Raw genomic sequence first — 11,752 nt, forward strand, 5'->3', positions numbered from 1 at the left:
GTTGGAAGCTTCGAGCTTTAAGCCAAACCGCTATTGGGCTTGGAGCTTAAAGTGCGCAACTGCTTCTCTAATTGTGGCCGTCGAGCGCGAACGTCTTGAAGCCGGCGTGCTGGCTGAGGCGTTGGTAATACGCCGCGATGGCGGGGTAGGACGGCCGCTCCATGGGTGTCATCTGCCACCGATGTACCGAAAGGCCAATCAAGATGTCAGCGAGGGTGAACTCTTCGCCGGCCACGTAGGCGCCGGTCTTGGTCAACTGTTGTTCTAGCAGGGCCATCTTGTCATTCCAGGCCTGCACACCCGCCTGGATGCGTTGCGGGTCCTGATAGTCCGGGTTTTGACGCACCAGTGCGTGGAACGCATAGCCCCACGAAGGGTTGAGTTCGGTGGCCTGCCAGTCCATCCACTGTTCGACCCGTGCACGCAAGGCAGGCTCAACGGGTAGCAAGTCATGGCGCTGATAGAGGCCGACAAGGTAGCGGCAGATGGTATTGGACTCCCATAGCACGCCATGGTCGTCGATCAGCACTGGCACCTGGGCGTTGGGGTTCAAGGCGAGGAAATCGGGGGATTGGGTAGGCTTGAAACCGATGCCCCAGTCTTCGCGCACGTAGTCGATGCCCAATTCCTGGCAGGTCCACAGTACTTTTCGCACGTTGATTGAAGAGGTACGACCCAAGATTTTCAGTGAATGGCCCATGGTGCTTCCCTGGCATTTGGAGAATGACCAATCTAGCAGGGGCCGGGCACGACGGCGAGGGTATGAAGCGGGCACGGTCGAAAATGTGGGAGCTGGCTTGCCTGCGATAGCGGTGGTTCAGTTGAAGATGCGTTGACTGACCCACCGCCTTCGCGAGCAAGCCCGCTCCCACAGGGGATCTGTGCCAGGCGCTGATTCTGTGGACACTACATGGCCAGCTCTCACATTGATTGCGTTCGGCTCGACGCTCAGGTGCTCTCGCGCACCTGTAACTCAAACCCCATATCCACCACTGGCTTGGCCACCTTGTTGCCCGCCATGATCGTCAGCAGATGCTCTGCTGCCCGACGCCCGATGGCTTCCCGTGGCGTGCTGATGCTGCTCAGGCGCGGCACCATGAATGACGAGGCGGGTAGGTCGTTGAAGCCCAGCACCGCCACACGTTCAGGCACCTTGATGCCATGGCGCAGGGCTTCGAGCAGGGCGCCCTGGGCCAGGTCGTCGTTGCCGAAGAAGATCGCGTCCACATCCGGATGGGCGGCCAGCAGTTGCAAAAACAGTTCGCCTCCCAGGCCCACGGAAGACGGGCGTGGCGTCAGCAGCTCCAGCGCCGGGTCGTACATGCCGGCCTGTTGCAAGGCGCGGCGAAAGCCTTCGCCGCGCAGCAAGGTGCGTTGGTCCAGTTGTGCGCCGATATAGGCCAGGCGCTTGCGACCACGGGACAGCAAGTGCGCCGCCGCGGTCTCGCCGGCGGCCAGTTGCGAGAAACCCACACAGTTCACCCCGGCATTGGGGTCCAGATCCATCATGTACACACAGGGCACATTGCTGGCCTCGACCATTCGTCGCGCGCTTTCGGTGCGGTCAAAACCGGTCAGCAACAAACCCCGTGGCTGGTAGGCCATGTAGTTGCGCAACAGGTCTTCTTCTTCATCGCGCGAATAATGGGAGTTGCCGATCAGTACTTCAAAGCCCTTGGGCCGCAGCACTTGGTGGATGGCTTCGAGGGTTTCGATAAACAGCAGGTTGGACAGTGACGGCACTAGCACCACCACCGAATGGCTCTGCGCCGAGGCCAGGGCACGGGCGGCGGGGTTGACCACGTAGCTCAGTTCGGCGGCGGCCTGTTGCACTTTTTCCACCAGTTCGGTGGCCACGGTACTGATACCGCGCAGGGCACGGGAGGCCGTGATCGGGCTGACGCCGGCCAGGCGCGCCACTTCATTGAGGGTAGGGCGGCCCGTCGTGCGGGTATTTTTATCGTTCTTGGAGGTCATCAGGCGGCTTGCCAAACAAAAATCGAGGCACTAAGGTAGCGCTGTCTCCAAAGGGCTGCAAATTCTTGGATAAAGGGTTGCCTGATCCTGTCCAGCTCTTGAAGTCAATCTGTTGGAACGGATGCACGCGTCACTCCATAAAAATGACAAGTCGGCGCGGGAAAAGCCTGTTTTTGCACTAGCCTTACGCTATGCAAAGGTAGCGCTATCTGCGTCCTGAGGTGTTTCATGAGTCAACCTGTTACCGCCCTGGTCATCATGGGTGTTTCCGGCTGTGGCAAGTCCAGCGTCAGCCAAGCCCTGTGCGCCCTTAACGGCGCCACTGCCATTGAAGGCGACAGCTTTCACCCTGCCGCGAACATCGAAAAGATGAGCGCCGGCCACCCCCTCAACGACGACGACCGCGCCGGCTGGCTCGATATCCTGTGCGATGAACTGCGTCGCGCGTTGAAAGCGGGCGAGCATCCTGTACTGACCTGTTCGGCCCTGAAGAAAAAATACCGTGACCACCTGCGCGAAGCTGCGCCGGGCCTGGGTTTTGTCTTCCTGGAGCTGACCCGCGAAGTCGCCGCCGACCGCGTGTCTCACCGCCCCGGCCATTTCATGCCGGCAAGCCTGATCGACAGCCAGTTCGCCACCCTTGAATCGCCCAAGGGCGAACCGCTGACCCTGGCCTTGAACGCCAGTGAAGACAGCGTCGAGGAGCTGGCCGCGCAGACCCATACCTGGTGGCGCAAGCACGGCTTTGAACCTACTCATTAATTTTTTGCCGGAAAAGATAGCGCTATCCCCGGCAGGAAGTTCAACACCCGCTTTAATAACAACAACAAACAGGAGAGACCCCCCATGTTTGGCATGTCCCACGAGTCTTACCTGCTGCTAGATGCAGTAGTCACTATCATTGGGTTGATCGTACTGATCACCAAGTTCAAGGTGCACCCGTTCATTGCACTGATCATCGCGGCCGGTTTCCTCGGCCTGACCTCGGGCATGCCCGTGGACAAGATCATCAAGGCGTTCCAGGACGGTTTCGGCGGGGTCCTCGGCTTTGTCGGCATCATCCTCGCGCTCGGCACGATGCTCGGCAAGATGATGGCCGAGTCCGGCGGTGCCGATCAGATCGCCCAGACCCTGATCCGCGCCTTCGGCAAAGAGAAGGTCCAGTGGGCCATGATGTTCGCCGCGTTCCTGGTGGGCATCCCGCTGTTCTTCGAGATCGGCTTTGTATTGCTGATCCCGCTGGTGTTTATCGTCGCCCGGCGTACCGGCGTGTCGTTGATCAAGATCGGTATTCCGCTGCTCGCTGGTCTCTCGGCGGTGCATGGCCTGGTGCCACCGCACCCGGGCCCGCTGCTGGCCATCGGCGTGTTCGGTGCTGATATCGGCAAGACCATCCTGTACGGCCTGATCGTCGCACTGCCGACCGCCATCATCGCCGGTCCGATCTTCGGTACGTTCATCGCCAAGTACATCCCGGGCAACCCGTCCCAGGAACTGGTGGACCAACTGGCCCGCGAAACCGATAACAAGTCGCTGCCAAGCTTCAGCATCACCCTGGTCACCGTGCTGCTGCCGGTGTTCCTGATGCTGCTCAAAACCTTTGCCGACATCGCGTTCGTCGAAGGCAACGTGGTACGCAACTGGATGGACATGATCGGCCACCCGATCACCGCACTGTTGCTGGCTTTGCTGTTATCGCTGTACACCTTTGGCCATCGTCAGGGCATCCACTCCAAGCAGATCCTCAAGCTGCTCGACGCCAGCCTTGCGCCGACCGCCGCGATCATCCTGATCATCGGTGCCGGTGGTGGCTTCAAGCAGATGCTGGTGACCAGCGGCGTGGGCGACGTGATCGGCCATATGGCGGTGAACGCGCAGATCAACCCGATCCTGCTGGCGTGGCTGGTGGCGGCGGTGATTCGGATTGCCACCGGTTCAGCGACGGTCGCGACCATTACCGGCGCGGGCATTGTGGTGCCGGTGGTGGGGATGATCCCTGGGGTTAACCGCGAGTTGCTGGTACTGGCGACGGGCGCGGGTTCGTTGATCCTGTCTCACGTCAACGATGCGGGGTTCTGGCTGGTCAAGCAGTACTTCAACATGACCGTGGCCGAGACGTTCAAGACCTGGACGGCGATGGAGACCATTCTGTCGATCGTGGCACTGATCTTCATCATGTTGCTGTCGTTGGTGGTGTAAGCCACACCCCAAAGCAAGGGTGGGAACTGATCAAATGTGGGAGCTGGCTTGCCTGCGATAGCGGTAGTGAATCCAACACTGCCATCGCAGGCAAGCCAGCTCCCACATTGATTGGGTTTCTTCAGGTAGATCAGGTCAGGCTTTAGTCACCAACCCATCCGCCCTGAACATCCCGCGAATCCCACGCACGGCCTGGCGAATCCGGTCTTGGTTTTCGATCAGCGCAAAGCGCACATGATCGTCGCCATACTCACCAAAGCCGATCCCCGGCGACACACACACCTTCGCTTCCAATAGCAGTTTCTTGGCAAACTCCAGCGAGCCCATGGCCGCGTACTGCTCGGGAATCTTGGCCCAGACGTACATCGACGCCTTCGGATTCTCCACCATCCAGCCCAGTTCATGCAGGCCCTTGACCAGCACATTGCGACGCTGGCGGTACTGCTCGGCGATGTCCTTCACGCACTGTTGGTCGCCTTCCAGCGCCGCAATCGCCGCCACTTGCAGCGGGGTGAAGGTGCCGTAGTCGTGGTAGCTCTTGATGCGTGCCAGGGCGTTGACCAGTTCCGGGTTGCCCACCATGAAGCCGATGCGCCAGCCGGCCATGTTGTAGCTCTTGGACAGGGTGAAAAACTCCACCGCAATGTCCTTGGCGCCGGGCACTTGCATGATCGAGGGGGCTTTCCAGCCGTCGTAGACGATGTCGGCGTAGGCCAGGTCGTGCACCACCAGCACGTCGTACTGCTTGGCCAGGGCGATCACCCGTTCGAAGAAGTCCAGTTCCACACACTGCGCGGTCGGGTTGGACGGGAAGCCGAGGATCATCATCTTCGGCTTGGGGATCGAGCCACGAATCGCGCGCTCCAGCTCTGCGAAGAAATCCACGCCCGGTATCAGCGGCACCGAACGTACCTGGGCGCCGGCAATCACTGCGCCGTAGATATGAATCGGGTAGCTGGGGTTGGGCACCAGCACGGTATCGCCCTGGTCCAGGGTGGCCAGCATCAAGTGCGCCAGGCCTTCCTTGGAACCGATGGTCACGATGGCTTCGGACTCCGGGTCGATATCCACCTGATAACGGTCCTTGTACCAACGCGAAATCGCCCGGCGCAGGCGCGGAATGCCTTTGGAGGTGGAGTAGCCGTGGGTGTCTTCACGCTGGGCGACGGTGACCATTTTCTCCACGATATGAGGAGGCGTGGCGCCGTCAGGATTACCCATGCTCAAGTCAATGATGTCTTCGCCGCGCCGACGCGCAGCCATCTTCAGCTCGGCAGTGATATTGAATACATACGGGGGGAGTCGATCTATGCGCGCAAAGCGGCGCGGCGAACCTTGGTCTGCCATTGTTGCCTCGAGGTACGTAAGCGCCCGGAACCGTCCGAGCGACGTCGGCCACTGCGGTGGCCTGCGGGGCAGACAATACGGGCGATGATGGCCAGTTGTCCAGATGTGTAGGAAATTTTTCTACATGGAGTACAACGCGGATATGCCCCTATACTCGATGCGGGTTTGTTCCCTCATAAGAAGGAGACTGTTCGTATGGATCAGCAGACAAAACAACCGTTGGAGCCACGCCTGGAAGCCGGCAAGGCCCTGGTGATCGCCGGGGTACAAGGGCGATATTCGAAGGCCACCGTGGGCGATATCCCACGGCTGTGGGAGTTGTTCGATACCTGCATCAAGGACATCAAGAAGCGCGTCGGCGGTGTGACCTACGGGGTGTGCCATAACCCGCATCACGGTGAATTCGATTACCTGGCAGGTGTTGAAGTCCCGGCCAGGAAGGACGTGCCGAGCAATTTCGAGGTGATCGAAATTCCGCCACTCAACTATGCCGTGTTCCCCCACTACGGGCCGGTGCAGGCGCTTGAGCAAACCTACGAGCGCATCATGTTCGAATGGCTGCCGCATTCGGGCTACAAGGTCATGGGCGCGGATTTCGAGCGCTATAGCGCGGACTTCGATGCCAGGAAGGGCACGGGGACGGTGGAAATCTGGCTGCCGATCGGGGAGCGGGGCTGACACTGCACCCGATGTCACGTAAACACGACATGCACGCTTAAAAGTCATGTTTACGTGACATTGCCGCTATGGATTAAACCTGAAACTCAACCGGCGCTCATACCCTACGCGACCCTTGTACGCCTCACCGCGATCCACCCATCCCGCCCCCAGATACAATCCCATTGCCGCCAGGTTGTGGGCATCCACCGACAACTCCAACCCCTTGATCTGCGGCCAGGCCTCGCGCGCCACGGCAGGCAACGCCTGCAAACACATCTTGCCGTATCCACGCCCCTGCTGATGCCGGTCTACCTGTAGCGCGTGGAGTGTGGCGCTGTGTTCATCGGCCCAATGAGGCAGGCACGGTGGTCGCTTGAGCAGCAGGAACGCCACGGGAAGGTCGTCGGCCAACAGCGCAAAGCCCTTGACCCCAGGGCTCGGGTTGGCGAGCAGGGTATTGAGGGCGCAATACATATCACCGCAAAACGGCAGTTGTTCAGGGTGAACTTCGATGGCGCCGACTTGCTGTTGTTGCACAGCGTTCAGCGCCTCGTAGGCAACGAGGCGGGTTGGCATGGGACTATCCGAACGGCTGCAAGGGAAGTGGCAGTTTATCGGGTTTGAGCCACGGGAAATTATTTTTCAGGGGGATGTCGATTTCCCTCGGGGCCATTCGACTAAGGGTGTCTTCCGTGATTTTCCACCCCAAGGAGTCATCGCCATGAGCACTGCAATCAAGAGCCTGATCGAGCAATGGAAAGACGCCGTCGTCAGTCGCCAAATCGACAAAATTGTCAGCTTTTACGCCGACGATATCGTCTCGTTCGACGCTGTAACCGCTCTGCAATTCAAGGGCAAGGCGGCCTATCGCGCGCATTGGGAGGCGTGCATGGAGCACTGCCCCGGCCCCGGCATCTTCGAGTTTCATGAACTGCATGTCGTCGAAGCGCCAGACAGCGCATTCGCCCACTGGCTGGCCCACTGCGGCGGTGCCGGGCCGGACGGTGAGGTGAAGGCTTGCTGGATGCGTGTCACCGCCGGCTACCAGCGCATCGATGGCCAATGGAAGGTGGTGCACGAGCACTGGTCGGCGCCGTTTGATATGCAAAGCGGCACGGCGTTGTTCGACCTGAAACCTTGAGCACCGCGAACTATAGTCAGTAGTCCGAAAACGGAGAACGCCATGAAATACCTGTGCCTGATCTACAGCAACGAACAGGCGTTGCACACTTCGCCCGACAGCCCCCATGACTCGGAATGTCTGGCCTACGCCGAGGCCATCCAGGCCAGCGGGCGCATGCTGGCCGCCGAGCCGCTGGAGTCGGTGACCACCGCCACCACCGTGCGCATGCGCAACGGCAAGCTGTCGATCACCGACGGGCCGTTTGCCGAAACCAAGGAGCAGCTCGCCGGGTTCTACCTGATCGACGCCAAGGACCTCAATGAAGCGCTCCAGGTGGCTGGCGGCATTCCGGCGGCCCGGGTCGGCAGTGTGGAAGTGCGCCCCGTGCGCCAATTGAATCTCTCAACACAATAATCAAAAGACTTGAGGAGGTTTCCCGTGAACACTCAACCCGCCGAATTTGAACTGTCCATCAGCCGCTTGATCGATGCGCCGCGCCGCCGGGTGTTTCGCGCCTGGACTGAGCCAACCCTGCTGCAACAATGGTGGGGCCCCCACGGCATGACCACCCCTGAATGCGAGATGAACCTGTGGGTCGGCGGCTTGTTCCGCACCTTGATGCGCGCCCCGGATGGCAGCGAGTACCCGACCCAGGGAGTGTTCCTGGAAATCGACGCGCCCAACCGCCTGGTGTTTACCGACGCGTTCATGCCGGGTTGGGTGCCCTCGGGCAAGCCGTTCATGAGCGCCGAAGTCACCTTTGAAGATGTCGGCGGCAAGACGCTCTACACCGCCCGCGCCATGCACTGGAGTGCCGAGGACAAGCAGGCCCATGAAGCCATGGGCTTTCATGACGGCTGGGGCCAGAGCCTGGACCGCCTGGTGAAGTTGGTGACCGAGGACATGGTCGATTGACCCAGCAGATCGACGCTATTTACCGCCGCGAATCACGCCGCGTGCTCGCGACGTTGATTCGTGTGCTGGGGGATTTCGACTTGGCCGAGGAGGCGCTGCACGAAGCATTTCTCGTCGCCTTGCAGCGCTGGCCCGAGGATGGCGTGCCGGATAATCCACGGGCGTGGCTGGTGTCCACCGGCCGCTTCAAAGCCATCGACCGTCTGCGTCGGCAGTCGCGTTTTACCCCGTTATTGGAGGAGCAGGCCGAGGCGTTGGAGGCCGTGCCTTGGAGTGATGACGACGTGGAAGACGACCGCCTGCGCCTGATGTTCACTTGCTGCCACCCAGCGTTGGCGGCCGATGCCCAGGTTGCGCTGACCTTGCGCGAGATCTGCGACCTGAGCACCGAGGCCATCGCTCACGCTTTTCTTGCCACGCCCACCACCATTGCCCAACGCATCGTGCGCGCCAAGGGCAAGATCCGTGAGGCGAAAATTCCCTATCAAGTGCCGTCTCGCGCCGAATTGCCCGAACGATTGGACAGTGTGCTGCGGGTGATTTACCTGGTGTTCAACGAGGGCTATTCGGCCTCGGCGGGTGCCGACCTCACCCGCGAGGACTTGACCTTGGAGGCCATTCGCCTGGGGCGTTTGCTGCTGGAGTTGCTGCCCGAGCCGGAAGTCATGGGCTTGCTGGCGTTAATGTTGCTGCACGAGTCGCGTCGGCCTGCCCGCACTTCTGCCAGCGGCGAACTGGTGCTGTTGGACGCTCAGGATCGTACGCTTTGGGACAGGGCCTTGATCGCTGAAGGCTGCGCATTGGTGGAGCTGGCGCTGGTTACGCCACGCTTCGGGCCGTATTGCTTGCAGGCTGCGATTGCCGCCGTGCATGCCGAGGCGCCCAGCGCAGGGGAAACCGATTGGCGGCAGATTGTCGGGCTCTACGATGTATTGCTCAGGTCTGTGCCGTCGCCGGTGATCGAGTTGAACCGTGCGGTAGCGGTGGCAATGGAGCAGGGGCCGTTGGCGGGGTTGGTGCTGGTAGACAACCTTTTGCAGCGCGGTGAGTTGCAGGACTACCACTTGGCGCATTCGGCGCGTGGGGAGTTTTGCCGGCAGTTGGGGCGGTTTGACGAAGCTCGCAGCGCGTACGAAAAAGCGCTGTCGCTGACGCAACAGGCGCCAGAAAAACGCTTCATCACGCGACGCCTCGCCGAACTCAAATAGCCAACACGATGTTATGACGCCCCGCGATCCAATGTGGGAGCTGGCTTGCCTGCGATGACGGCCTGACAGCCAACGTCTCTCTAACGGCCCCCTCTACATTTCACTGCGTTCACTCCAGCATCTTGCCCAGCAACCAGCTCCCCGCAGGCCCCGGCGGCTGGTGCCGGGACCACAGCGCATCCACCGCCACCGAACGCGGCCAACTGCGCACCTTGAGTTCAACCAACTGGTTACCGCCAAAGCGCTCCACCAGCCAGCGTGGAATCGGTGCCCAGCCAAACCCCAGCTGTGCCATTTCCATCAGCATCAGGTAACTCGGCGCCGACCATACTCGCTGCGTGCCGCGGTTTTCATTGGGGCTGATGATGCTCGCCAAACGCAACTCCCGGTGTTGTTGCAAGGTGTGCGGATGAACCTTGTCCAGACTCGCCAATGGGTGTCCAGGCGAGACGAACAGTGCGATCTCCGTGCGCTCCTCCACCGTGGAGAAGGAAAGGTCCGGCGGGTAGGCTTCTTGTTTCTCGATAAACGCGATCTGCGCCCGGCCACTTTGCACCAGCGCAATCAAGTCTTCGCATTCCGCGATCAGGCATTCCAGCTCAAGGTCCGGGTAGCGTTGCTCGAAGGCAGTGAGGGCGACCTCGAATCGATCGGATTGGTAAGTATCGGACATGGCGATACTCAATTTCGGCTCCAGGCCTTGCGATAACTGACTGGCTGCCAGCTCCAGGCGGCTACTGGCTTCCAGCACCTGTTCTGCCCGTTGCAGCAACACTTGCCCCGCCGGCGTGAGGGTCGGCTTGCGGCTGCTGCGGTCAAACAGCACCACGTTCAGGTCAATCTCAAGGCTGGCCACTGCCGCGCTCACGGTGGACTGGCTTTTGCCCAGCTTGCGCGCCGCCGCGGAAAACGAGCCTTGGATGGCTGCCTGGACAAATGCCTGGAGCACTTCATGGGAGGCCATGACTATCGCCTTGATCGATGGTTATTGGTTATGAAGTATCGAGACAAAGCCTGATCATGGCAACCATCGTCACTCACGGAGCCGGGTCATGACCCCTACCAAATCCTTTACTGAACGCGTGTTTCAAGCCCTTGGTTTCGAAGGGCTGGCCTTATTGATTTGCACGCCGCTGTTGGTGTGGATCACCGGCCGGCCGGCGCTGGAAATGGGCGCAGTGACCCTGGGCATCAGCCTGTTGGCACTGAGCTGGAACGTGGTGTTCAACAGCCTGTTCGACCGCCTTAAAACCCGCCTGCAACTGGCCAACAGTGGTTGGACCCGTGTGCTGCACGCGCTGCTGTTTGAAGGCGGCCTGATCCTCTTGGCTGTGCCGTTGATTGCCGCTTTGATGAAGATCAGCCTGCTGGAAGCCTTCATCCTCGACATAGGCGTGTTGTTGTTCTTCCTGCCGTACACCTACGTGTACCACTGGGGTTATGACGTATTGCGCGAGAAATTCGCCGGTAAAACCCCAGTTACCCCGTAGGCGTACGTCGCTTATAGGAACATCCCGCCCGACGCCTCGATCCGCTGGCCGGTGATCCAGTGGCTGCCATCGGCCAGCAAGATCGAAATCGCCCCGCCAATGTCGTCCGGCAAACCAGCGCGGCCCAGGGCGGTGTTATTGGCCACCATCGCATTCACATCGGTGTTATCGCGCACCGCACCGCCGCCGAAGTCGGTGGCGATAGCACCCGGTGCCAGGGTGTTCACGGTAATACCCCGTGGGCCCAGTTCTTTAGCCTGGTAGCGCGACAAGACTTCCACCGCGCCTTTCATGGACGCGTAAGCGGCATAACCCGGCAGGCTGAAGCGCGCCAGGCCGCTGGAGACATTGATAATGCGCCCGCCATCGCTGATCAGCGGCAGCAGTTTTTGCGTAAGGAAAAACGGTGCCTTCACATGGATCGCCACCAACTGGTCGAACTGGGCTTCGGTGGTTTCGGCAAAGCTTGCGTAGGTGCCAACCCCGGCATTGTTGATCAGGAAGTTGAAATGTTCCTGGGCGAACACATCCTTGAGCAGGGTGCCGATCTGGCCAACGAATGTATCGAAGGTTGCGCTCTGGCTGACGTCCAGCTGCAGCATGGCGGCGCGACCGCCCAAGGCCTCTACCTGGGTAACCACGGCTTGGGCTTCAGCCGCTGCGCTGTGGTAAGTGCCGATGATGTCGATGCCTTGCGCAGCCAGGTGCAGGGCGGCGCTTTTACCCAGGCCACGGCTGGCGCCAGTGATGAGTGCGATTTTACGGGTCATGGTGCAGTCCTCGAATGGGGTGAGTGGGACTGAGTGTATTTGTCCGGCCATAACGTGATAAAC

14 protein-coding genes are annotated in these 11,752 nt (G+C 60.4%); 8 read left to right on the forward strand and 6 right to left on the reverse strand.

Going from position 1 to position 11,752, the window contains the following annotated elements:
• Positions 1-67 precede the first annotated feature (67 nt).
• Positions 68-700 carry a glutathione S-transferase family protein gene (locus JJD66_RS12690; RefSeq protein ID WP_200648301.1) on the reverse strand — a complete coding sequence of 211 codons (633 nt, stop codon included), beginning with the start codon at positions 698-700 and terminating at the stop codon, positions 68-70.
• Between the two features lie 248 nt (positions 701-948).
• Entirely contained in the window at positions 949-1,980 is a 1,032-nt protein-coding gene (locus JJD66_RS12695) for a LacI family DNA-binding transcriptional regulator (protein ID WP_161793224.1), read from the reverse strand.
• 225 nt (positions 1,981-2,205) lie between these two features.
• On the opposite strand from JJD66_RS12695, the gene JJD66_RS12700 reads away from it, so the two are divergent.
• Entirely contained in the window at positions 2,206-2,739 is a 534-nt protein-coding gene (locus JJD66_RS12700; protein WP_034128504.1) for a gluconokinase, read from the forward strand.
• An 84-nt stretch (positions 2,740-2,823) separates the two neighbouring features.
• The gene (locus tag JJD66_RS12705) at positions 2,824-4,176 is read left to right on the forward strand and encodes a GntP family permease (RefSeq protein WP_200648302.1); all 1,353 of its coding nucleotides are present in this window, start codon (positions 2,824-2,826) and stop codon (positions 4,174-4,176) included.
• A gap of 135 nt (positions 4,177-4,311) precedes the next feature.
• Here JJD66_RS12705 and alaC read toward each other — a convergent pair whose 3' ends face one another.
• Positions 4,312-5,523, reverse strand: coding sequence for an alanine transaminase (alaC, locus tag JJD66_RS12710; RefSeq protein ID WP_200648303.1), 1,212 nt, complete (start codon positions 5,521-5,523; stop codon positions 4,312-4,314).
• A 195-nt stretch (positions 5,524-5,718) separates the two neighbouring features.
• Here alaC and JJD66_RS12715 point away from each other — a divergent pair, with 195 nt between their 5' ends.
• A complete protein-coding gene (locus JJD66_RS12715; protein ID WP_014719638.1) occupies positions 5,719-6,201 on the forward strand; it encodes a GyrI-like domain-containing protein in 483 nt (160 codons plus the stop codon).
• 66 nt (positions 6,202-6,267) lie between these two features.
• Here JJD66_RS12715 and JJD66_RS12720 read toward each other — a convergent pair whose 3' ends face one another.
• Positions 6,268-6,759 (reverse strand): GNAT family N-acetyltransferase, encoded by a 492-nt coding sequence (locus tag JJD66_RS12720; protein WP_198714533.1) that lies wholly within the window; start codon positions 6,757-6,759, stop codon positions 6,268-6,270.
• 145 nt (positions 6,760-6,904) lie between these two features.
• Between JJD66_RS12720 and JJD66_RS12725 the strand changes: the two genes are divergently transcribed.
• From JJD66_RS12725 to JJD66_RS12740, 4 genes are read left to right on the forward strand one after another with little or no spacing between them, the layout of a single operon-like run.
• On the forward strand, positions 6,905-7,324 hold the full coding sequence (locus tag JJD66_RS12725; protein ID WP_198714532.1) for a YybH family protein: 420 nt from the start codon (positions 6,905-6,907) through the stop codon (positions 7,322-7,324).
• Positions 7,325-7,366: 42 nt separating this feature from the next.
• Complete coding sequence (locus JJD66_RS12730; protein ID WP_105228096.1) at positions 7,367-7,720, forward strand: YciI family protein; 354 nt, start codon at positions 7,367-7,369, stop codon at positions 7,718-7,720.
• Positions 7,721-7,744: 24 nt separating this feature from the next.
• Positions 7,745-8,221, forward strand: coding sequence for an SRPBCC family protein (locus tag JJD66_RS12735; RefSeq protein ID WP_103452391.1), 477 nt, complete (start codon positions 7,745-7,747; stop codon positions 8,219-8,221).
• Positions 8,218-9,429, forward strand: a complete 1,212-nt coding sequence (locus tag JJD66_RS12740) for an RNA polymerase sigma factor (protein ID WP_200648304.1) — start codon at positions 8,218-8,220, stop codon at positions 9,427-9,429. Before JJD66_RS12735 ends, JJD66_RS12740 begins: the two co-directional genes overlap by 4 nt.
• A gap of 109 nt (positions 9,430-9,538) precedes the next feature.
• Here the strand turns inward: JJD66_RS12740 and JJD66_RS12745 are convergent, their stop codons facing one another.
• Positions 9,539-10,393: a LysR family transcriptional regulator gene (locus JJD66_RS12745; protein ID WP_200648305.1), complete on the reverse strand. Its 855-nt coding sequence runs from the start codon at positions 10,391-10,393 to the stop codon at positions 9,539-9,541.
• Between the two features lie 88 nt (positions 10,394-10,481).
• Here JJD66_RS12745 and JJD66_RS12750 point away from each other — a divergent pair, with 88 nt between their 5' ends.
• On the forward strand, positions 10,482-10,919 hold the full coding sequence (locus JJD66_RS12750) for a multidrug/biocide efflux PACE transporter (RefSeq protein ID WP_200648306.1): 438 nt from the start codon (positions 10,482-10,484) through the stop codon (positions 10,917-10,919).
• A gap of 11 nt (positions 10,920-10,930) precedes the next feature.
• On the opposite strand, the gene JJD66_RS12755 is transcribed toward JJD66_RS12750, so the two are convergent.
• Entirely contained in the window at positions 10,931-11,689 is a 759-nt protein-coding gene (locus tag JJD66_RS12755) for an SDR family NAD(P)-dependent oxidoreductase (protein WP_200648307.1), read from the reverse strand.
• Between the last annotated feature and the right edge of the window lie 63 nt (positions 11,690-11,752).

Source organism: Pseudomonas sp. MF6751 (assembly GCF_016613265.1).
Taxonomy (GTDB): domain Bacteria; phylum Pseudomonadota; class Gammaproteobacteria; order Pseudomonadales; family Pseudomonadaceae; genus Aquipseudomonas; species Aquipseudomonas fluorescens_BV.

Bases quoted from the DNA above. Each gene is read 5' to 3' on its own strand.
- JJD66_RS12690 (WP_200648301.1), bottom strand. From the start codon at position 700: ATGGGCCATTCACTGAAAATCTTGGGTCGTACCTCTTCAATCAACGTG.
- JJD66_RS12700 (WP_034128504.1), top strand. From the start codon at position 2,206: ATGAGTCAACCTGTTACCGCCCTGGTCATCATGGGTGTTTCCGGCTGT.
- JJD66_RS12705 (WP_200648302.1), top strand. From the start codon at position 2,824: ATGTTTGGCATGTCCCACGAGTCTTACCTGCTGCTAGATGCAGTAGTC.
- alaC (WP_200648303.1), bottom strand. From the start codon at position 5,523: ATGGCAGACCAAGGTTCGCCGCGCCGCTTTGCGCGCATAGATCGACTC.
- JJD66_RS12715 (WP_014719638.1), top strand. From the start codon at position 5,719: ATGGATCAGCAGACAAAACAACCGTTGGAGCCACGCCTGGAAGCCGGC.
- JJD66_RS12720 (WP_198714533.1), bottom strand. From the start codon at position 6,759: ATGCCAACCCGCCTCGTTGCCTACGAGGCGCTGAACGCTGTGCAACAA.
- JJD66_RS12725 (WP_198714532.1), top strand. From the start codon at position 6,905: ATGAGCACTGCAATCAAGAGCCTGATCGAGCAATGGAAAGACGCCGTC.
- JJD66_RS12730 (WP_105228096.1), top strand. From the start codon at position 7,367: ATGAAATACCTGTGCCTGATCTACAGCAACGAACAGGCGTTGCACACT.
- JJD66_RS12745 (WP_200648305.1), bottom strand. From the start codon at position 10,393: ATGGCCTCCCATGAAGTGCTCCAGGCATTTGTCCAGGCAGCCATCCAA.
- JJD66_RS12750 (WP_200648306.1), top strand. From the start codon at position 10,482: ATGACCCCTACCAAATCCTTTACTGAACGCGTGTTTCAAGCCCTTGGT.
- JJD66_RS12755 (WP_200648307.1), bottom strand. From the start codon at position 11,689: ATGACCCGTAAAATCGCACTCATCACTGGCGCCAGCCGTGGCCTGGGT.